At 38.8% G+C, this 22,553-nt stretch carries 15 protein-coding genes; 10 read left to right on the top strand and 5 right to left on the bottom strand.

Translation table 11 applies throughout. From position 1 onward, the window contains the following. Positions 1-39: 39 nt before the first annotated feature. Together MED134_RS07705 and MED134_RS07700 are read left to right on the top strand one after the other, a co-directional pair. Entirely contained in the window at positions 40-2,817 is a 2,778-nt protein-coding gene (locus tag MED134_RS07705) for a carboxypeptidase regulatory-like domain-containing protein (RefSeq protein WP_038597602.1), read from the top strand. 26 nt (positions 2,818-2,843) lie between these two features. Beyond that, a complete protein-coding gene (locus MED134_RS07700; protein WP_038597599.1) occupies positions 2,844-4,250 on the top strand; it encodes a DUF5689 domain-containing protein in 1,407 nt (468 codons plus the stop codon). 331 nt (positions 4,251-4,581) lie between these two features. On the opposite strand, the gene MED134_RS07695 is transcribed toward MED134_RS07700, so the two are convergent. The 4 genes from MED134_RS07695 to MED134_RS07680 all read right to left on the bottom strand — a co-directional run bounded on the left by MED134_RS07695 (position 4,582) and on the right by MED134_RS07680 (position 12,454). Further along, on the bottom strand, positions 4,582-6,480 hold the full coding sequence (locus MED134_RS07695) for an OmpA family protein (RefSeq protein WP_038597596.1): 1,899 nt from the start codon (positions 6,478-6,480) through the stop codon (positions 4,582-4,584). Between the two features lie 21 nt (positions 6,481-6,501). Continuing rightward, a complete protein-coding gene (locus MED134_RS07690; protein ID WP_038597593.1) occupies positions 6,502-7,416 on the bottom strand; it encodes a type IX secretion system membrane protein PorP/SprF in 915 nt (304 codons plus the stop codon). 51 nt (positions 7,417-7,467) lie between these two features. After that, complete coding sequence (locus MED134_RS14715) at positions 7,468-11,238, bottom strand: choice-of-anchor L domain-containing protein (protein WP_052084159.1); 3,771 nt, start codon at positions 11,236-11,238, stop codon at positions 7,468-7,470. 229 nt (positions 11,239-11,467) lie between these two features. Further along, entirely contained in the window at positions 11,468-12,454 is a 987-nt protein-coding gene (locus tag MED134_RS07680; protein WP_052084157.1) for an endonuclease, read from the bottom strand. Positions 12,455-12,523: 69 nt separating this feature from the next. On the opposite strand from MED134_RS07680, the gene hflX reads away from it, so the two are divergent. The 7 genes from hflX to MED134_RS07645 all read left to right on the top strand — a co-directional run bounded on the left by hflX (position 12,524) and on the right by MED134_RS07645 (position 19,108). Beyond that, the gene (hflX, locus tag MED134_RS07675) at positions 12,524-13,750 is read left to right on the top strand and encodes a GTPase HflX (RefSeq protein ID WP_035325824.1); all 1,227 of its coding nucleotides are present in this window, start codon (positions 12,524-12,526) and stop codon (positions 13,748-13,750) included. 50 nt (positions 13,751-13,800) lie between these two features. Continuing rightward, a complete protein-coding gene (gene udk / locus MED134_RS07670) occupies positions 13,801-14,409 on the top strand; it encodes a uridine kinase (protein WP_035325822.1) in 609 nt (202 codons plus the stop codon). A gap of 63 nt (positions 14,410-14,472) precedes the next feature. Further along, positions 14,473-14,763: an FtsB family cell division protein gene (locus MED134_RS07665; RefSeq protein ID WP_316930951.1), complete on the top strand. Its 291-nt coding sequence runs from the start codon at positions 14,473-14,475 to the stop codon at positions 14,761-14,763. Further along, the gene (locus MED134_RS07660; RefSeq protein WP_038597589.1) at positions 14,753-16,108 is read left to right on the top strand and encodes a methylmalonyl-CoA mutase subunit beta; all 1,356 of its coding nucleotides are present in this window, start codon (positions 14,753-14,755) and stop codon (positions 16,106-16,108) included. Before MED134_RS07665 ends, MED134_RS07660 begins: the two co-directional genes overlap by 11 nt. A gap of 2 nt (positions 16,109-16,110) precedes the next feature. Continuing rightward, positions 16,111-16,704 carry a hypothetical protein gene (locus tag MED134_RS07655; protein ID WP_038597586.1) on the top strand — a complete coding sequence of 198 codons (594 nt, stop codon included), beginning with the start codon at positions 16,111-16,113 and terminating at the stop codon, positions 16,702-16,704. Beyond that, positions 16,697-18,820 (top strand): methylmalonyl-CoA mutase, encoded by a 2,124-nt coding sequence (scpA, locus tag MED134_RS07650; RefSeq protein ID WP_038597583.1) that lies wholly within the window; start codon positions 16,697-16,699, stop codon positions 18,818-18,820. The genes MED134_RS07655 and scpA overlap by 8 nt, the downstream gene beginning before the upstream one ends. Beyond that, positions 18,821-19,108 (top strand): YciI-like protein, encoded by a 288-nt coding sequence (locus MED134_RS07645; RefSeq protein WP_038597580.1) that lies wholly within the window; start codon positions 18,821-18,823, stop codon positions 19,106-19,108. 13 nt (positions 19,109-19,121) lie between these two features. On the opposite strand, the gene MED134_RS07640 is transcribed toward MED134_RS07645, so the two are convergent. After that, positions 19,122-19,661, bottom strand: coding sequence for a hypothetical protein (locus MED134_RS07640; RefSeq protein ID WP_038597577.1), 540 nt, complete (start codon positions 19,659-19,661; stop codon positions 19,122-19,124). Positions 19,662-19,772: 111 nt separating this feature from the next. On the opposite strand from MED134_RS07640, the gene MED134_RS07635 reads away from it, so the two are divergent. Then, a complete protein-coding gene (locus MED134_RS07635; RefSeq protein ID WP_038601025.1) occupies positions 19,773-22,520 on the top strand; it encodes a 2-oxoglutarate dehydrogenase E1 component in 2,748 nt (915 codons plus the stop codon). Positions 22,521-22,553: the final 33 nt, after the last annotated feature.

The raw sequence follows: 22,553 nt of genomic DNA, 5'->3' as shown, positions 1-22,553 counted from the left end.
TAACGGTTTCTTAATAAACCCACCAAATATTAATCATTTATGAAGCAATTTACTTTATCACTTTTATGTGTGTTTCTAGCAGCCACAGCGTGGTCGCAAACACAAATAAAAGGAACGGTGATGGATGCCATCACCTCTGAGCCGCTTCCAGACGTTACTTTACGTCTCGAAAAGAGCGCTGCAGAAACAATGACAAATGCTATGGGAGTATTTGTACTTAACAACTTGGCCCAGGAAGGAGATCAGATTCTTTTAGTTTTAAAAAATGGTTTTATCACTAAGAGGCTTCCTATTATTCTTACAACTGGGCAAACGCTCAATCTTGATGTGATTACACTAGATGTAGACATCTCTGCAGAGCAGCAGCAAATAGGGTTAATCTCACTTTCTGATAATGATCTTAACAGTGGTGATGATGATCTAGGTAACTTTAATGTGTCAGGACTTCTATCTGCTGGTCGCGATGCTTTTTTAAGCGCAGCCGCTTTTGACTGGAGTGCAACTTTTTTTAGACCTAGAGGTCTCGATAATGCAAATGGCAAAGTGCTCATTAACGGGATTGAGATGAATAAACAGTTTAACGGTAGACCACAATGGGGTAACTGGGGAGGGCTAAATGACGCACAGCGTAATCGCGAATTTTCTCAAGGACTTACTCCTAGTGAATATAGCTTTGGAGGTCTCGCAGGGGTTACAAATATCGTAATGCGAGCTTCACAAGAACGAGAAGGAGGTAGAATATCTTATGCTGCTGCAAATGCCTCATATCAAGGTAGAGTGATGGCAAGTTATAATTCTGGTCTTAACGCAAACGGGTGGGCATATAGTGTGCTACTAGCAAGACGTTTTGGAGAAGAAGGTTTTCAAGATGGAACATTATATGATGCAAACTCTATGTATCTCTCTGTTGAGAAAAAAATAAATGATGCTCATAGTTTAAACTTTACGGGATTCTATACGCCTAACAGACGTGGTAGAGCGACAGCTATTACAGAAGAGCAGTTTGATCTAAAAGGAAGAACGTATAATCCTTTTTGGGGTTATCAAGATGGTGAGAAGCGTAATACAAGAGAGCGAGAGATAGAAGAGCCTGTTTTTATGCTTAATCACTACTGGACATTAAGCGATAAAACAACAATCAACTCAAACCTGGGCTACCAGTTTGGTTCTATAAAAAGTGGTAGAGTAGATAATGGTAGTTTGAGAAATCCAGCGCCAAACTATTATCAACTTTTGCCTAGTTATGCTTTACAAGATCCTAATCCTACGGCTTATGATTTTCAGAATGCATACCTTCTAGAGCAGGACTTTATAAATGATGGTCAATTTGATTGGAATTCTTTATATCAAGCAAATGCTAATGGAGGCAATTCTAATATCATACTTCAAGACGATGTGATAGATGATAGCCAGCTTAGCGCAAATGTGATAATTAACTCTCAAGTAACAGACGCTATCACTATAGATGGTAATGTGAGCTATAGAGGGTTAAAGAGCGAAAATTATGCACAAGTAAGCGACCTACTAGGGGGAGATGGTTTTCTAGATATAGATAACTTTTCTGTAAGTGAGAGTCAAGACGGTCAAGATGGAGATCTTGCACAGAGTGATGTACGTAACCCTAATAGAGTAGTAGTAGAGGGTGATCGCTATAAGTATAATTATGATATGGATGCGACCGTAGTTTCTGGCTTTGCACAGGCACAGTTTACTTATAACAAAGTAGATTTTTATGTTTCTGGTACAGCAAGTAATACTTCATACCAGCGCACGGGACTCTATGAGAACGGAAACTTTACAGGTGGTCGCTCTTTTGGACCTAGTGAGAAACTTTCGTTTACAAACGGAGGAATTAAAGCGGGTGCAACCTATAAATTATCTGGGCGTCACCTTATAGATGTAAATGCAGGATATTATTCTGTAGCTCCAGGTATACGAAATAGCTTTAGTAATGCTCGCCAAAATAATGATGTAGTGATAGGCTTAGAGTCAGAGCAAATACAGAGTGTAGATGCAAGTTATATTTTTAGATCACCTATAGTAAAGGGACGTCTTACGGGGTTTTATACTGGTTTTCAAAAAGGAACAGACATAGGTTTCTTCTTTACACAAAATAGTATAGCTGGTACAGAAGCTTCTTTTGTTCAAGAGGTTCTTACAAATGTAGAACGTAGAAATATAGGAGCAGAGCTAGGTATAGAAGCGCAGGTATTACCTACTCTTAAACTTAAGGCTGCAGCATCTGTAGGGCAATACACGTATGCAAATAATCCTAATATATATTATACATCAGATGATTTTGAGGGGCCTCAAACCTTTGGTGATGGGACAACTGCAATAAAAGATTTGCACGTTGCAGGAGGACCAGAAAGAGCCTACCAACTAGGTTTTGAGTATAGAGACCCAGAATTCTGGAACTTTGGACTTACAGTAAACTACTTCTCAAATTCATACTTAGACTTTAGTAACCTAGCTAGAACTGCAAACTTTAATCAAGACATAGATGGACAACCATTTAATGATTATGACACAGATGTAGCGAGAGACTTACTAAGACAGACAGAAATAGATGATTACTTTTTGGTCAATATTATAGGAGGTAAATCTTGGAGGGTAGGAGACTACTTTGTAGGCTTTTTTGCAACTGTAAATAATGTACTAGATGAGACCTACATTACAGGAGGTTTTGAAGATAGTAGACGAGCAAATTATAGGTCAAGCCTAGAAGAGGCACAAAGAGACACCCCAGTTTTTGGTGATCGTCTCTTCTTTGGTAGAGGAACAACATACTATGTAAACGCATACGTGCGCTTTTAATAAAATAATTAAGAAAGATATTTAATATGAAAACAATAAAATTAACCCACGTATTTGCAGCCATTATTGCGTTGCTTACTATTACTAGTTGTGTGCAAGATGATGATTTTGCCACGCCAGATCTTACCGCAACAGATCCTGTTCTTGATGGCGAAGTAATCTCTGTTTCTGCACTTAGAAACTTATTCCTTCAAGAAGGAGAAACGGTAGATCTTACAGAGTCTACACAGTATGTAGAAGGATTTGTGATAAGTAGTGATGAGTCTGGTAACTGGTTTGAAGAAATCATTATACAAGACAACGCTACAGCGCCTACTGCAGGAGTACGTATCTTAATAGACGAGAGCCCTCTATTTACATATTATGAGATAGGGCGTAAGATATTTGTAAAATTAGGAGGTCTTCACTTAGGTGAAAGTAATGGTGTGTTAACACTGGGAGTTACAAACAACCTTGAGAAGATACCAGCTCCATTACAATTTGATTACATACAGCGATCTGCAACGGTAGAGACTATTGTTCCTGTAGAGACAACCATCTCAAACCTAAGTGAAGACTTAGAAAACATTTTTATAAAACTTACAGATGTTCAGTTTGCAAAAGAAGAAGTGATTGATCAAAGCCTTACTTATGCGGGTGAGCCACTAGATGAGTTTGATGGAGAGCGCACTATCTTTAGTTGTGCGACAGAGCAAACACTTATTTTAAGCACAAGTACCTTTGCAAATTTCAAGTCTATAGTACTTCCTACGGGACGCGGAAGTATTTCTGGAGTACTTACTCGTAATTTCTTTGGAGAAGACTTTAATCTTGCTATAAACGACAGAAATGACGTAGTTTTTGATCAAGCAGAGCGTTGTGATCCGGTAGAGATAGATTGTGGTGTGGCAGATGCTGCAGGAAGTACAATTCTTTTTGAAGATTTCTTTGAGACACAAGCTACAAATAGCCCAATATCTGGAAATGGATGGACTAACTACCAGCAAGAAGGGTCAGAAACTTGGGAGGCATACTCTAGTGGAGGTCAAAACGCCTCTTTAGGTATTTCTGCAAGAGTAGGATCTTTCCAGTCTGGAGATGATGCTACTATCGCTTGGTTAATCACACCTATGCTAGACCTTCAGGCTAATACTGGTGAGACACTTCAGTTTATGACTTCAAACAGTTTTTCAGACGGTAGTACGCTTGACCTTCTTTTTTCTAGTGATTGGGATGGTACCGAGGCTACTATTGCAACAGCCACTTGGGATGTTTTACCTGCAGGAGTGATTGTAGATGATGGAGATTTCTTTGGAGACTGGATAGACTCTGGTATTGTAGATCTTTCTTGTATTGAGTCTAACGGTTATGTTGCTTTTAGATACAGCGGGTCTGGTGATGCAGATTTTGACGGTACTTTTGAGCTTGACGAGATACAGATTAATGCAAACTAAGTAACGTAGTTATATATACGCTTTCGCGAAAGCGGAATAATACATTTTAAAAACCCACTGTTAGTATTACTAGCAGTGGGTTTTTTTATTAAAGCATCAAGGCAACTTAACTAGACTGCTGAAATAAATGTGCTTATCGATAGTTGGCAACACAAGAGGCCAAAAAATTTGGCTGTAAATAACCGTACGGTTTCTTAAAAGAACATAGTCTGCATTGTAATATCAGGTTACAACTAGCGCTTTATACTAATTTGATATTACGGTATAAAAAAACCGCAACACTTACGCATTGCGGCTTCCTGGATGGTTGGTTAGTTAATAATTATCCAGTTTATCTAGTAACTATCTTGAAGACAGAGCGTCTGTTAAGTTGATGTTCATCTTCTGTACAGTTTGTACCGCAAGCTATAGCAGGTTCAGACTCTCCTTTTCCTATACTTGAGATGCGGCTAGCATTTATGCCTTTGCTTACTACATAATCTCGCATTGAGTCTGCACGACGTTGCGATAGGTTCTTGTTATAAGATTCAGACCCACGTATATCTGTGTGTGACTCTGCACTTATTACCATAGTAGGGTATTGCTTCATAACGTTCACAAGTCTATCTAGCTCTGCTGCCGCAGAGGGACGTATGTTAGACTTATCAAAATCAAAGTAAATAGGATTTAAAACAACTTCTGTTTCTGTAACAACTACTTGATCTATAATAGGTTCTAGCGTTATAGTCTGGCTCATACCAGATTTACCTACTGTAATGTTTTGATTTGCTTCTTTATAGCCATCTGCGCTCGCAGTTATTGTGTATGTACGATTACATTTAGACTGGTAGAGGTATTTACCTGTTGTTGTAGCAGTGTCAGACTCACTTGTGTTATCTGTAGTATTATTTACAATCACAAGAGCTTTATCTATACCCTCACCAGCTGGATTTACTACCGTGAGAGCAACATCTACATCACAAGGAGGCAGTTGTCCTAATATATAAATGTCATCTCCTCCTTTACCACCGGCACGGTTTGAAGAGATAAAACCTGTATCTGTATCTTGGTTTATATATATTGAAAAGTCGTCTGCAGGGCTATTTATCCCTGTACCTGCATTTTGAGGAATAGCATACGTGTTTGCCCCCTTACTCTCTGACATAAATACGTCAAGGCCTCCCATACCCATATGACCATCACTTGAGAAATATAAAGTGCCATCTTGAGCTATAAAAGGGAATACTTCTGTACCCTCTGTATTGATTTGATTTTTGAGCGCGGTAGGTGTGCCAAATGTTCCATCCTTATTTACAGCAACCATATATAAATCTGACCCTCCTTTTCCGCCAGGTCTATCACTAGAAAAATATAGCGTGTTACCGTCAGGACTAATTGCGGGATGACCGGTTGAGAACTCATCACTATTAAATGGAGCAGATTGTACATTTACCCATTCTCCTCCTACCTTTTCTGCAGTATAAAGATTAATTTGGTTTACGCCAGCCTCGTCCTTATCTAGATCTCCTTTATAATAGTCATTGCGGTCAAAATACATACGTTTTCCATCTGGAGAGATCGCTACTTTGCCCTCGTGATACTTTGTATTTACGTCACCTGTTAGTAAAGAGGCTGTTCCTAATTTTGATCCGTCTAGTGTCGCTGTATATATATCTAAAAAAGGTTCGTCATTTAGATTATGTTTTTTGCGATTTGTATTTCTAGCACTAGCAAAGTAAAGTGTGTTGTTACTTACCGCACTCCCATAGTCTGCATAACTTGTATTTAAAGCTCCGGAATTTGTTACGGTATAAGCAGGCTCTTGACTTAAAAGCTGGCTTAGATAATTAGAATTCTTTAAAAAACTAGCAGATCTAGAATCATTGGGTTTTGCCTGAGTAAATTTTTGCATCCAAGTTTTATAGTCTGCCGCGTTACCCTCTGCCTTAAGAGCTTGTGCATACTTATACATAAGATCTGGTGTGAGCTTTGCGCTTTTTCCTTTAGTAGCTCTTTTGTAAAAAGAAACTGCTTTTTTTGTATCGCCTAGTATTGCATAACTTTCGGCGAGTTGTGCATATACATACTTGTCTGCTTTTCCCTTTTCTATAAGTTTGGTGTATTCAGTTATAGCTTCGGTATAAGCAAGTCTCTCAAACAGACCATCTGCTTTTTTTGTGTCTTTGTCTTGTGCTACGGCTCCTGTTGCTGTAAAAATTAGGAGCAATATATATAAGTAAAACTTCTTCATATTAGTGTGCTATGGTTAGGTTTAGAAGTATCTAGGTGAACGTAATGCTTTTTTATTACGCAGAATGTTGTAGGTTATAATGATCTCGTGTGAGGATGGGGCTATGTTATTTATCTCAGAAGTTACTGCATCATAAGCATACCCTATTCTAAACTCTGGTGTTGCTTGAAAACCTACTATCCCACTAAATGAATCATCATATCTATAAGAAACGCCTAGTTCAAACTTTTCTAGAAAGAGCGCATTAACATTTGCATCAAAAGAAACTGGTGCATCAAACGCAGATTTTACCATTACTGAAGGCTTAAGTTTTACATTATCTGAAACTTGAAAAACATAACCCGAAGTTATAAAGTAGTGATTAGTCTCAGAGCCTATTTTTAGTTCATTAGTATCTAGATGAACAGAGTTAAGTAAATTAGGTACAGAGAGTCCTACATAAAACTTATCGCTGTATAAGAAAGCACCGGTCCCTACGTTGGGATACGTTTGATTAATGTTTTGTGAGAAAAATGCATCGCCGGGATCTTGAAGTTCGAGGTCTACAAGGCCTACCTCGTGAAAAGTTGCTCCAGCTTTAACACCTAAAGCAAGCTTAAAGTCGTCACTTACATCTATGGTGTATGAAAAGTCTGCATAAGCGTTAGTCTCTCTTACTGGGCCTAGTTCATCTCTTATAAGTGATATTCCTAGCCCCACTTTTTCTGAAACAGGTGAGTGTGCAGCAAATGTAAATGTCTCTGGAGACCCGTCTAAGCTAGACCATTGGTTTCTATATAATAGGTTTATTGCAAGACTCTCTTTAAGGCCAGCATAAGCTGGATTTACCACATTCATATTATACATATACTGTGTATACTGTGGGTCTTGTTGAGCAACAGACTCGTCTACGTAAAATAGACTTAAAATTAGCGTTAGTAATAGTAGTTTCTTCATTGTTGTCTCGTTGTTAATTCAACTATATCGTAGGTACAATTAGATTTTTGATTATTCTTGATTTAAGTAAATCCACCCTGTAGCTTGAGTTCCATATGTTGGGTCTTCTCGTTCAAGAGTGATTACATAAAAATAAGTTCCTGTAGGCAAGTCATCACCTGCATCAGTTTGTCCTCTCCACTCATTTGTATATGAGTCTTGTTCAAATACTAAAGTACCTAGACGGTTATATATTTGTAGATTGGTTATTCCAGATCTGTCAGAAAGGAAGCGTAAATCAAGTGTATCATTGAAGCCTGGTGATCCAGATGGAGAAAGACCTTCGGAAATAACACAATTTCCTACCTCATATAGAGTCACATCTACCTGTGCAGTGCCAGAGCAAACCCCTCTAGTTATTTCTACAGTAAAGGTTTGAGTACCCACAGTAGTAGATGGTAATATAACGTCATAGGTAGCACTTGTAGCGCCATCTATTACAGTTCCATTTACAAACCACTGGAAACTAACTCCAGCCGCATCTGTTGTGGCAGTCAGAGTTTGTAATTCATTAGGACAAGTTTGGAAGTTGTCCATAAGCTGTACATCAAGAATGCTACCTGTAATAAGTATGCTATCTGTAGCAACACAACCATTATCTGAAACGACAACTTCATAATTGCCAAGCTCTACAACCTCTATTGATGAGGAAGTATCTGGTAATTCTATACCGTCTTGAAACCATTGATAAGTTACTTGTGATGGATCTATATTAGAAGGGCTTGCATCTAAGAAAATAGCATCTTCAAAACAAGTGTCAAAATCGTTTCCTAATTCTATAACAGGTGTTGATCCAAACTCAATATTTACAATTTGACTCTCAGAACAACCATCTACAGTAACAATGACTTCATAAACACCAGTTTCTGTAACAGTAATGGAAGGTGTTGTTTCTCCAGTGCTCCACTCATACGAAGGGTTTGCTGTATTGGTCCCAGAAAGCGTTGCAGTGAGCTCTATAGAACTTACGTCACAAACAGATTGGTCATCACCTAGGTCTATATCAAAATCTGGACATACAATACTACAGTTGGTATTTCCATCACCACCAGTTTGACCTACACTTATAAATCCGCTTGATCCATTAAAATTCGTAATGAGAAGTATGTAAACCTCACCAACTTGAGCGTCAGGAATTGTAAATGTCTCAACAGCGGCTGCAGAGAAGCTGCAATCTACACTTGTACTTGGATTTAAGTTCTCACAGGCGTTATCTGGACTGTCAAATGGTCCCCAAGCTATAAAATCTACATCTAGTTCAGTGCCTGTAGGGTTGCCATCTGCGTCAAAAGCTGTGTTTTGAACAATTTCTAAGTCTATATCACCTTCTTGACCTATTTCAAGGTAAAACCAGTTAGGGTTAGGTTGAGAAAATAAACACTCATAATCAATGCCATCTTGAGCCGAAGATCCATCAGAAGTATTTTCAAAAATGAGGCCCTCTTGACTACATAGTGGTTCAATATCATCACAAGTTGCTGGTGGAGTACATTCTATAGATAATTCAAAACCACCAGTAGCGCCATTTTCTCCATACACATAGATTAAATATTCTGTACCTACAGTTGTAACAAACTCAACTTTAGATTGCTCTGTGCCACCAAAATCGTCATTACCCTCTACACATATTAGCTCTTCACAAGAGCCAGAATAAATCTGTAAGCCAGTATCAAATGTTGAGTCAAGTAAACTAAATTCAGTGCTATCACCCGTACCAGTAAATGTAAACCAGACTCCTGGAGAGTCTCCTGTACCTATATTTCCACAATCTTCTAATGGAACATCTGTTGCTGGCGCTCCAACTATAGTTCCAGTAGCGGTATCACCACAAAGTAGTTCTTCGGCATCAAGGCAACCTTGAGGAGCTTCAATACAGGTGACAGTAAGCTCATAATCTCCTATGCTTGATCCAAATCCAAAAACATAAATTGTATATTCTACACCTTCTACAGAAAGAAAGTCTACTTCAGATTGTAGGCCGCAAGAATCATCGTTTCCATCTACACAAGTTAAAGCGTCACAGGTACCTGTGAATACTTGAAGTTTTGTATCATATGTAGAGTTACACATTGCTAGTTGTATAAGCTCTCCTGTTCCAGTAAATGTATAGTAGTTTCCTGGAGCTCCAGGACCTGTTCCACAAGTTCCAGGCTCACCAGTTGAGGTAGATCCTACAGTTGTTCCTGTTACAGTGTCTCCACATACTAGTGGTAGGGCATCTGGACATAAATCATTTATATTACAACTAGAGCCATCCTCGTTAGCTTGATTAATTGTTAATGTATCGGTCCCAACACACCCTTCAAAGGTTACAAAAACTTCATACACTCCTGGGGAAGTCGCTTCTAGTGTGGCAGAGGTCTCTCCCGCTATAAGAGTCCCGTTTAAAAACCATTCATAAGTTGATCCGTCAGGGTCTACATTAGTTGGAGATCCATCTAGAGTGACAGCATCTTCAAGACAACTATTGATGTCTTCCCCAAGGTCTACAATAGGCGCTACGTTAAAAGTAGCAATAGCATCATCTGTATAGGTACATCCAGCATCAAAAATAGCTTGTACTGTATATGTTCCTGATGCTGTTGCGCTTATAGATGGTCCTGTTTCCCCTGTTATAACAGTTCCATCTAGACTCCAAACAAATGTTGTTGTACTTGCGGGTAGGCCTGTGTCTAAAGTTTCGGTTTCTCCCATACAAGAAACTACATCATCAATATTTACTGCAGGTTCAGAAATAAACTCGACTGTTATATCGTCTCGTACTTCACAATCTGGCAAATCTGTAAGAGTTACTACTACGCTATATTCACCAGGCTCAGTAACAACTAGTGTTGATGCTGTTTCTCCAGTTATAACTACGTCGTTAAGCAACCAGGTATAAGTTTCTGCATCTGGATCTGTAGCATCTAGAGTAACAGGGTTTCCTTCACAAGATGCAAGGCCATTTTCAACGAGTAAATCTTCACCTAGATCTGTATTTGTAACGTTAAAACTACCAGCCTCAATAAATACTGCAATATCAAAAAGACTATCTGTTTGGTCTGCTACCACAAGTTTAATCGTGTATGAATTTCCCGGTACTACTGTGGTAGATGCGGTAAGCTCGACAGTTTGACCATTAAAGTTTGTTGCAGCTGTGTTTTCATCATTAAAAGGGAGGAAGTTGTACTGACCAAAAAACTCTTCATTTACTGCAGCACAATTATTAGGTACTTCAGGTCTTATGTTTGTCACTTCTATTGGAGTGTTTGTGCCAGGTAGTACAGCAAGGTTTACAGAGGTTCCTGTGTCATTATCTGTAAGTATAAAAGCAAAGGCATCTGTAAATGTGCACTCAAAATTTTGATTGTACTCCTCTGATGCCATTAAGAAATCAAAGCTCAATTGCTCAGTAAAGGGAGTAAAATCAAACTGTATAAATGAAGCGTTATTTGTTGCCGTTGCACCAGTAAAGTTTTCTAAGTCTGTATCTCCTGGCCAGGCTGCCCCACCGTTGCTTTGCGTAGTAAGGTTAGGGCCTGGTGCCGTAGATACGCTACCAGAACTTAGTACTACTCCCGCTTCAAAGGGGAAGTTGCTGCCATTTGCATTAAAAGCACCCACGCCATTTACAGATGCAAAATCTGTACCTGTACTTTGTACAAAGTTCTCAGTTCCTGCACAAGAGGCGTTTATGAGAATGTCTTCTACGAGTTGTTGTGTTGTTAGTGATTCGTCTACAGTAATTTGTGAAAATAATGCCGAAGGGATAAGCCAAAGTAGGGAAAGTAAAAGTCTCTTCATTTGATTGGGTTTGTCGTGATTTATAGCCTTATAGTTGAATAAAGAAATATCCTTAAATCACATAGAACTGCACGATTATGATGCAAATTATGTAATGAATACGCTATAAAGCTAAATTATATACACTGCTAAAGTGTAACAAATAAAGCAATCTTCAAACAATTAACAAAAATATTGGATATAATACTTTATAAACCCGACAACCGACTTCTTTCCTACTTGGTAAATTCTAGTTTTTAACAGTTGCCGTTAAAATTGTAAAGACAGGGAAGTGGTCACTATAACCACCCAGATAGTTTTTGCCAGCATATGTTCTAAAGGGATTACCTTTAAACTTCCCATCGTACTCTGTGAGATAAAAATCATTATAAATGTCAGACTTCTCATAAAGGAGGTCATTGTCATAAATACGCACAAAGTTGTTTGAAAAGATAATTTGATCAAAGATGAACCACTCATAATTATAATTAAGACTACCCTCATATCTCGTCCCGAGATAAAGCATCGGGTTGTAAAAGTCAGTTTTAACCAGGTGTTTTTTTATGCTCTCACTATGTGGTCCATCATTAAAGTCACCCATTATAATCACCCTTGCTTCTGGATTTTGTGCAACAAGATTGTCTATAAGTTCTCGGTTTTTTTGAGCGGCTTTTATTCGTTTGTGAGAAGTTTCATTTGCTCCTCTACGTCGAGATGGCCAGTGGTTTACAAGTATGTGTACCTCTGTACCGAGTAAGTTACCTTGCACATATAAAATGTCTCTGGTAAAGTCGCGATCTCCCTCTTCTGTCTCTAGGTATAATGTAATCGCCTCGCTTTTATGTACCGCAAAGTCTTTCTTTTTATATAGTAGCCCTACATCTATACCACGCTCGTCTGGAGAGTCATAATGTACGATAGCATACCCTTCATCTTCAAGCTTACTAGTTTTTATTAGTGCTTCTAGTACAGCCTTGTTTTCTACCTCTGCTACGCCTAGTAAGCTTGGTGATGTCGCAGTCTCTTTTTTTCCTATTTTAGAAATAACCTTAGCCAGTTTTTTAACTTTTTTGTCAAACTTATAAGAGTTCCACTCCTTAAAACCACCTGGTGTAAAGTCGTCATCTAGTGTTGCGGGGTCATTTTTTGTGTCAAAAAGGTTTTCAAGATTGTAAAAACCTATAGCACATTTTATTTTTTTGGTTTGCGCTTTCGCGAAAGCGGTTGTGTCCTCCATATTAAACAGTATCTATGAGACCCACAATTTAGTCAAAAAGACTGCAATCCATTTGCTACCTTTGTATTTATGCTGGAAGTTGAAAAAATAGAATATGAAAAGTGCATTCTTGTAGGGCTTGTAACCCAAAAACAAACGCACGAAAAAATGACAGAATACCTTGATGAACTCGAGTTTCTGGCCTACACGGCAGGAGCAGAGGTTCTTAAGCGTTTTAGTCAAAAATTAGAACGTCCTAACCCTAAAACTTTTATAGGGACTGGTAAGATGGAAGATGTAGCTGCTTATGTAGAGCAGCACGATGTAGGTACAGTCATTTTTGACGACGAGCTTACACCGGGACAGCAGCGTAACATTGAGGCACTACTTAAATGTAAAATTGTAGATCGTACATATCTTATACTAGATATTTTTGCACAACGAGCACAAACTAGTTATGCGCGTACGCAGGTAGAGCTTGCGCAGTATGAGTATCTCTTACCTCGTCTAGTAGGTTTATGGACACACCTTGAGCGCCAGCGTGGGGGTATAGGTATGCGTGGTCCTGGAGAGACAGAAATTGAGACAGATAGACGTATCGTACGTGACCGAATCACACTGCTTAAAAAGAAAATGAAAACCATAGACAAGCAAATGTCTACACAACGTGGTAATCGTGGTGCACTGGTAAGAGTTGCTCTTGTAGGATATACAAATGTGGGTAAAAGTACCCTTATGAATGTGATAAGCAAGAGTAAGGTGTTTGCCGAAAATAAACTCTTTGCAACTCTTGATACTACTGTGCGTAAGGTGGTAATAGGTAATTTACCATTCTTACTATCAGACACCGTTGGGTTTATAAGAAAGTTACCTACACAACTGGTAGACTCTTTTAAGAGTACACTAGATGAGGTGCGCGAGGCAGATTTATTATTGCACGTGGTAGATATCTCACACCCACAGTTTGAAGATCATATTAATGCCGTGAATAAGATTCTTGATGAGATAAAGAGTATGGATAAACCTACACTTATGGTTTTTAATAAAATTGATGCATATAAGGCAGAGGCTTATGATGATGATGACCTTATGGTAGAACGCACGGGGGCTCACTACTCACTAGATGAGTGGAAGGAGACCTGGATGTCACGTACTAATGGTGATGCGATATTTATTTCGGCGCTTAATAAAAACAACTTTGATTCCTTTAGAAAGAAGGTATACGAGCGCGTGAGAGAGATACACGTAACACGTTTTCCATATAATGAGTTTTTATACCCAGAGTATATAGATCAATACGGACAAGAAGAGGAATAAAAAGAATAACGCTTTCGCGAAAGCGTACTTAAAACAACACAATTACAATTATGCTCATAATAGGTATAGGTGGAGGTACCGGTAGTGGAAAGACTACCGTAGTAGATCAGATAGTTTCAGACCTTCCAGAAGGACAGGTAACGGTTATCTCCCAAGACTCATATTATAAAGATCTTTCTAGCCTCTCTATGGAGGAAAGAAAGAAAGTAAACTTTGATCACCCTAATGCGATAGATTTTCCATTGCTGTGTCAACATCTCAAAGAACTTAAAGAAGGAAGGAACATATTACAACCAGTATATTCATTTGTTGCACATAACCGTACAGAAGAGACGGTGCTTACCACGCCTACTAATGTGATGGTGGTAGAGGGTATTCTTATACTTACAGATCCTGCTATTAGAAATCTTTTTGATATCAAAGTTTTTGTACACGCAGATAGTGATGAGCGATTAATACGTCGTCTCAAGAGAGATATTGCAGAGCGCGGTAGAGATCTAGATGAAGTGCTTAATAGGTATCAAACCACGCTTAAGCCTATGCACCAACAGTTTATTGAGCCCACAAAAGAATTTGCAGATATTATTATACCAAACAATAGGTATAATACTGTTGCTGTAGATATTGTACGAAGCATTATAAACGAACGTTTAAATTAAGGTTTTACTATATTTACTACAATGGGTGTCAAAGAGCTGAGGCAAAAAAAATGGTTTAGAGTATTGAGTAATAAATATTTACTCATTACCATCATTTTCTTAATCTGGATGCTGTTTTTTGACGGGAGTTCATACCTATTACATAGAGAGCTTAACCAAGAGCGAGATAAGTTAAAGGGTAACCGCGATTATTTTAAAAACGAAATTTCAAAGGATAATGCTCAAATACTACAGCTCAAAGATAGCGCAGGTTTAGAGCGGTTTGCTCGTGAAGAATATCTTATGAAAAAGGATAACGAGGAGATTTACATTATTGAATATCAAGATAGTTTAAAACAGGAAAATGAAGACTAGTTTATTTTCAGAATTTGATCCAGTATCTGCAAAAGCATACAAACAGAAAATACAGTTTGATCTTAAGGGTGCAGATTATAACGATACACTTGTCTGGCAGAGCTTAGAGGGTATACACGTACGCCCTTTTTACCATAAAGATGAGGTAAAAAAAACGGCAAACATCACACTACCTAAGCATTGGTTTATAGGAGAGAAAATTTTTATAAATCAAGCAGTACAGTCTGCAGAGACGGCAAATAATGCTATAGCAAATGGTGTAGAGGCTGTTTATTTTCAAGCCAATAAACCTTTTGATATAGCTGCGTTATTTACAACGCTTAGTGATACTTCGGTGCCTCTGTATTTTGATCTATCATTTTTAGACGCTCAATTTTATAATGAGCTATATCGATATAGTGATAAGTATGAGCTCGTAGTAAAGCTAGATATTATTAACCATCTTGCTTTAGATGGTAACTGGTTTACAAACCTCAATAAGGATCATCAAGATTTTAAAGAAGTTATACAAGAAGCAGCGTCATCATTTACAATAGACACTACACTTTATCAGAATGCTGGAGCAACTATGGTGCAGCAACTGGCATACGGTATGGCACAACTAGCTGAGTATTTAAACTTTTGCGAGCAAGAAAATCTTAAACTAGAAGAAGTAGTTGTAGAGGTAAGTGTGGGTGCAAATTACTTTTTTGAAATTGCAAAGCTTAGAGCATTAAGAGAATTAGCACAAACTGTTTTAAGTGCTTTTTCTTATCAAGACACAGCTATTAAAATCGTAGCACACTCAAGCCGTAGAAATAAAACTATTTACGACTATAATACTAATATGTTGCGTACCACTACAGAGTGTATGAGCGCAGTTTTAGGAGGAGCAGACTGGGTGGTAAATATGCCTTACGATGCATTATATCATAAAACAAATGATTTTGGACAGCGCATATCTCGTAATCAATTAATAGTGCTTAAAGAAGAAAGCTATTTTGATGCTGTACAAAATCCTTCAGATGGATCTTACTATGTTGAGGAACTCACCCATCAGCTAGCGGAAAAAGCACTTACGCTGTTTAAGAATATAGAGCGCAATGGGGGTCTATTAAAACAACTCAAAGATGGAACCGTACAACGCAAGATTAAAGAAAGCGCAACTAGAGAGCAGCAGCTTTTTGATGAGGGGGTCATTACATTATTAGGAACTAACAAGCATCCCAATCAAGATGATAAGATGAAGGATAATCTTGAGTTATATCCTTTTGTAAAAATAAACCCACGTAAAACAATAATCGAACCTATAATAATGAGACGTCTCGCAGAAACTGTCGAAAAAGAGCGTCTTAAAACTGAGTAGATATGATAAAAATAAATCAACTAGTAGTAGTGATTCTCCTTTTGTCTGTAAGCTTAATGTCTTGTGACAACAAGAAAGAACTTGCACTACAACATTCAGAAAAAGAAAGTATAACTACCTGTGGTGATGAAGATAGCGCGTTGCTTAACGAGGCGCTGTATCAATTTGAACAAGATATTACAGAGGCATATGATCCAGAGGCAAAAATTTTAAACAGCGCGTACGGTCGCTACTTGTATGTAGGTTTTACGGGTACAGCAGAGTTTGACAGAGTTGCAACAAGTCACTCGATAACTATTTATAAAGAATTACTGGCTCGCAATATTTTGCTTGAAGATGGAGGCACTAGTAATCTTAACTATAAGCATCCTGCAGTGCAGTGTGTTATAAATAATATGGAAGATAAAGATCTGTCTACCACTATAAATGCGCTTGTAGAGACTAATACTATGAACCCAAAATTGTTCAACTCACGTATGCGTAATTTTGGGAGACAAGCAAAAGATCAAAGAGTCACTGCGCTCTATGTGGCACTAGATGCATTTTATCAACATCTTGCGCCAGTAGCGCAAGTAGCGCAAGAAAGTAATGAGTAGAAGAGACGTACAACATATCACCCTTGGGGCTCAAGTAAGAAGTAGTTCTCAACAAGATGTGGTTTTAAAAACCACTGCCGAAAAGATAGATGTAAAATCTACCTATATTCCAGAAGATGTTCAAAATCTAGAACACTTAGATTTTGTGGCCGGTATGGCGCCTAACTTACGCGGGCCATATAGTACGATGTACGTAAGAAGACCTTGGACGATACGCCAGTATGCAGGTTTTTCTACTGCAGAAGATAGTAACGCATTCTATCGTAGAAACCTTGCTGCAGGACAAAAGGGACTGTCGGTAGCTTTTGATCTCGCAACACACCGTGGTTATGATAGTGATCACGAGCGCGTAGTAGGAGATGTAGGTAAGGCAGGTGTGGCGATAGACTCGGTAGAGGATATGAAAATCCTTTTTGACCAGATACCGCTAGATAAGATGTCTGTCTCTATGACTATGAATGGTGCTGTATTGCCTATTATGGCATTTTATATAGTCGCAGCTCAAGAGCAAGGAGTAGATACGGCGCTACTTTCGGGTACAATCCAAAATGATATTCTTAAGGAATTTATGGTGCGTAACACGTACATATATCCTCCTACACCATCTATGAGAATCATCTCAGATATCTTTGAATATACAGCAAAGAAGATGCCTAAATTTAATAGTATCTCAATCTCTGGATATCATATGCAAGAAGCCGGAGCAACTTGTGATATAGAACTCGCATACACCCTAGCAGATGGGTTGGAGTATATAAAAACCGGTCTCGCTGCCGGGATGGATATAGACAGCTTTGCACCAAGGCTTTCATTTTTCTGGGCAATAGGGATGAACCACTTTATGGAAATTGCAAAGATGCGTGCCGCCAGAATGTTATGGGCAAAAATTGTAAAACAATTTAACCCTAAAAACCCAAAGTCTCTTGCCTTGAGAACGCACTGCCAGACTAGTGGATGGAGTCTTACAGAGCAAGATCCATTTAATAATGTTGCGCGCACAACTATTGAGGCTGCAGCAGCGGCCTTTGGAGGGACGCAGAGTTTGCACACTAACGCACTAGATGAGGCCATTGCTTTGCCTACAGATTTCTCTGCGCGTATCGCTCGTAACACACAAATTTTCTTACAAGAAGAAACACACATTACAAAAACCGTAGACCCGTGGGCGGGTAGTTATTATGTAGAGTCTCTCACAAATGATATTGCTCATAAAGCCTGGGAGCTCATTCAAGAAGTAGAGGAGCTAGGAGGTATGACTAAAGCTATAGAAGCTGGTATTCCCAAACTACGTATTGAAGAGGCAGCTGCTAGAAAGCAAGCCCGCATAGATAGTGGTCAAGATATTATAGTGGGAGTTAATAAATACAGACCTACAGAAGATGAGCACCTTGATATACTTGATGTAGATAATACAAAGGTGCGTGATGGCCAGCTTAAGCGTCTGGATCAAATCAAAAATGACAGAGACTCAGCTAAAGTTTCTCAAGCTTTAGAGGCGCTTACAAACGCAGCTAGAGAGGGCAATGGTAATTTATTATCACTTGCGGTTACGGCAGCTAGAGAAAGAGCAACCTTAGGAGAAATTTCAGATGCACTAGAGGAGGTTTATGGGCGTCACAAAGCGCAGATACAATCTTTTAGTGGTGTATATAGCAAAGAGATGAAAGAAGATTCCGCTTTCGCGAAAGCGCAACAACTCGCAAACCAGTTTGCAACGCAAGACGGGCGTCGCCCTAGAATTATGATTGCCAAAATGGGGCAAGACGGTCACGACCGTGGAGCCAAAGTAGTAGCAACTGGCTACGCAGATATAGGTTTTGATGTGGACATAGGGCCGCTATTTCAAACACCTAAAGAGGCAGCAAAACAAGCAGTAGAAAATGATGTGCATATACTAGGAGTCTCATCACTTGCTGCTGGTCACAAAACATTAGTTCCTCAAGTAATTGAAGAACTAAAGTCGTTAGGAAGACCAGATATTATGGTGATTGTAGGAGGAGTGATTCCACAGCAAGATTATGAATTTTTATTTGAGGCTGGAGCCGCAGCTGTTTTTGGGCCTGGAACAAAAATAAGTGAGGCAGCGATAGGTCTTCTAGAGATTATGATGGACTAGATGAAATATTATATCCTTACATATACTTTTATAGAAAATTATTTAGAGAAAAGAACGCCCTATCGCAAAGATCATTTTGAGGTTGCAAAAGCAGCTGTAGCTGCGGGCAGTCTTCTACTAGGTGGTGCTACAGAAGGTCCTGGTGAAACAGGTGTGCTAATTTTTCAAGTAAAAGACAAATCGCAAGTTGAGACATTTGCGGCACAAGACCCTTATGTGAAAAACGGTATTGTTTCTTCTTGGGAAATCAAAGAGTGGAATGTTGTGCTAGGCTCAAAGTTATCATAGTAGTAAACGTGTATTAAAAATAGACACGTACAAAAGGCTGCCACGCATCTGCATAAACAGAATCATTGTTGTCAAAGAGTACATTGTAACGTATCCCGATTGCGCCTAGGCTATTTCCTCCTACGTTGAGACGGTATCCCGCGCCTAGAAAGAGTGCAGTATTCCAAGAATTTGGAATGTCTGGTAGTCCAGAAACCGATTGAAAAACGCGAAGTTGTTCAAACTCTCCAGAAAGCTGTAAGAAATCAAGCGGATTTGAAATGACAATAGCACTTGCCCCTACAAGGGTTGTTTTAAAATCTCCAAATTTTTGATAGGTATAATTAAGCCCTGGACCAAATGCGACATATTGATTGGGTTGATACAATGCACTCGGTGCAACCGTGATGTTCGTATTGTTTCGGCCAAAATTTAAGCCTAATCCACCACCAAAACGCACCTTGCTCCAAAACTCACTTTTAGGTTTTGTAGTAATCTCTTGCGCTTGGGTTGTTGTTGTCATTGTAAAAAAGAGGCCCGTAAGTAGTATAATCCCTAAAAAATTGCATTTCATAGCTGTAGTGTCTTAATTCTCTGTTATAAATATAGGTATTATATGTCCAAAAATGTTAATTATCGTATTTTTGCTTTTCTAAAGTCGCAAGACGCAGAACTTAAATATCAAATGGATAGATTTTCATTTCTGAATGCCGCACATACCGCTTACTTTGCTGAGCTTTACGATCAATATTTACTTAACCCAGATAGTGTAGAAGCTAGCTGGCGCGCTTTTTTTCAAGGTTTTGACTTTGGACTTGAAAGTGCAGAAGAGGTTACTGGTGATGTAGGGGGAGAGACTGTGGTTATTCCTGAAGGAATTCAAAAAGAATTTCAAATAGTAAAATTAATAGACGGATACCGTAACAGAGGTCACCTCTTTACAAAGACTAATCCTGTACGCGCACGTCGTAAATATGCACCTACACTAGAGATAGAAAACTTTGGACTCTCTAAGTCTGATCTTAGTACAGAGTTTGAAGCTGGTTCAATTTTAGGTATTGGGAAGAAGACATTACAAGAGATTGTAAATCACCTTGAGGCCATATATTGTGACCATATAGGTATTGAGTATATGTACATTCGTAATCCAGAAGAGATTACTTGGATACAGAACTGGCTCAATAAAAATGATAACCATCCTTCTTTCTCAAAAGAGGAAAAAAGGCATATTCTCAAAAAATTAAATCAAACAGCTTCTTTTGAAGGTTTCTTGCACTCTAAGTATGTAGGGCAAAAACGTTTTTCTGTAGAAGGACTTGATGCTATGATACCTGGTCTGGATACACTTATCGAGAGAGGATCTGATAAGGGTGTTGAGCAATTTGTAGTAGGGATGGCACACCGTGGTCGTCTTAATGTACTGGCAAATATCTTCGGAAAATCACCAGAGGCAATCTTTTCTGAGTTTGACGGAAAAGAGTATGATGAGGATGAACTTTTTGATGGAGATGTAAAATACCATATGGGGTGGACTAGCTTTCGCGAAAGCGATAAAGGACACAAAATACGTATGGACCTAGCACCTAACCCATCGCACCTTGAGACTGTAGGAGCTGTAATAGAGGGAATGTCTCGTGCAAAAATTGATAATCAATTAGGAGGAGATGAGAAGAAAATCCTTCCTATTGCTATACACGGAGATGCTGCCGTAGCTGGTCAAGGTATTGTATATGAAATTGTGCAAATGGCACAGTTAGAGGGATATCGCACGGGTGGTACGATACATATCGTAGCAAATAACCAAGTAGGTTTTACTACAAACTATCTTGATGCGAGATCATCTACCTATAGTACAGATGTAGGTAAGGTTACCTTGTCTCCAGTACTACACGTAAACGCAGATGATGTAGAGTCTGTATGTCACGCATTTGCCTTTGCACTTGATTTTAGAATGCAATTTGGCCGTGATGTATTTATAGACATACTAGGTTATAGAAAGTATGGGCATAATGAAGGTGATGAGCCTAGATTTACACAGCCTTTATTATATAAGGCAATCTCAAAACACTCAAATCCTCGTGATATCTATGCAGAAAGACTTCTTAAAGAGGGGGTTATAGAAAAGGGATATGTAAAGCAGCTCGAAAAAGAATATAAAGACGATCTTGAAGAAGATCTTGAAGAATCTCGTAAGAGAGATAAAACAGTGATTACTGAGATTCTTGCAGATGACTGGGAAGGGTATGAGATAGGAAGTAGAGAAGATATTCTTACTCCTGTAGATACTACCTATGATATAAGTAAGCTAGATGTTATAGCAGATGGTATTACTAAGTTACCAGAAGATAAAAAATTCATACGTAAGATACAGCGTATTGTTGTAGATAGAAATAAGCAGTATACAGAAAAGAATCAATTAGACTGGGGAATGGGTGAGCTTCTAGCTTACGGTTCTCTTATGGAAGAAGGATTTAATGTACGTATATCTGGACAGGACGTAGAGAGAGGTACATTCTCTCACCGTCACGCCATTATCAAAACAGAAGATGATGTAGAAGAGATTAATCTACACAACCGTCTAGATGTAGCTGGTAAGATGGACATCTATAACTCACTACTTTCTGAGTATGGAGTCGTAGGTTTTGACTACGGGTATGCGATGGCTGCTCCTAAGACACTTACTATCTGGGAGGCTCAATTTGGAGATTTTTCAAATGGTGCACAGATAATGCTAGATCAATACATAAGCGCTGCAGAGTCTAAGTGGAAAACACAAAACGGACTCGTGATGTTATTACCTCACGGGTATGAAGGTCAAGGTTCTGAGCACTCTAGTGCACGTATGGAACGTTACCTACAGCTTTGTGCTACAGATAACCTTATAATGGCAGATGTAACGACGCCAGCTAACTTCTTTCACCTACTACGTCGCCAGATGAAGTGGAATTTTAGAAAACCGCTTGTAGTTTTTACACCTAAATCATTATTGAGACACCCTCTTGTAGTCAGTACTAAAGAGGAGCTCACCACAGGCTCTTTTCAAGAAGTTCTTGATGATCCTGAGGTAGATAAGAAGAAGGTTACGTCACTTGTATTCTGTACAGGTAAGTTTTATTATGACCTCTTAGAGCGTCGTAAGGAAAATGGACGTGATGATGTAGCCCTTGTGCGTATAGAGCAATTATTCCCGCTGCCACAAAAGCAGTTAGAAGATATTATTGCAAGTTATCCTAATGTGACAGATTATGTCTGGGCACAAGAAGAGCCTAGAAATATGGGAGCTTGGGGTTATATGCTTATGAATTTTGATCAAGTAAAACTTAGAGTAGCATCGCGACGTGTATATGCATCTCCAGCTGCGGGAAGTAGTACAAGATCAAAAGCAAGACACAAAAAAGTAATAGATAGCGTTTTTGAAGCGCCTGTAAAATAGTAACAATTAATAGCCGCCAGCGTCCTTCATCTA

This window comes from Dokdonia sp. MED134, assembly GCF_000152925.2.
Lineage (GTDB): Bacteria > Bacteroidota > Bacteroidia > Flavobacteriales > Flavobacteriaceae > Dokdonia.
Note: the sequence above shows the minus strand (reverse complement) of the source record. Positions and strands in the feature narration are given on the sequence as shown.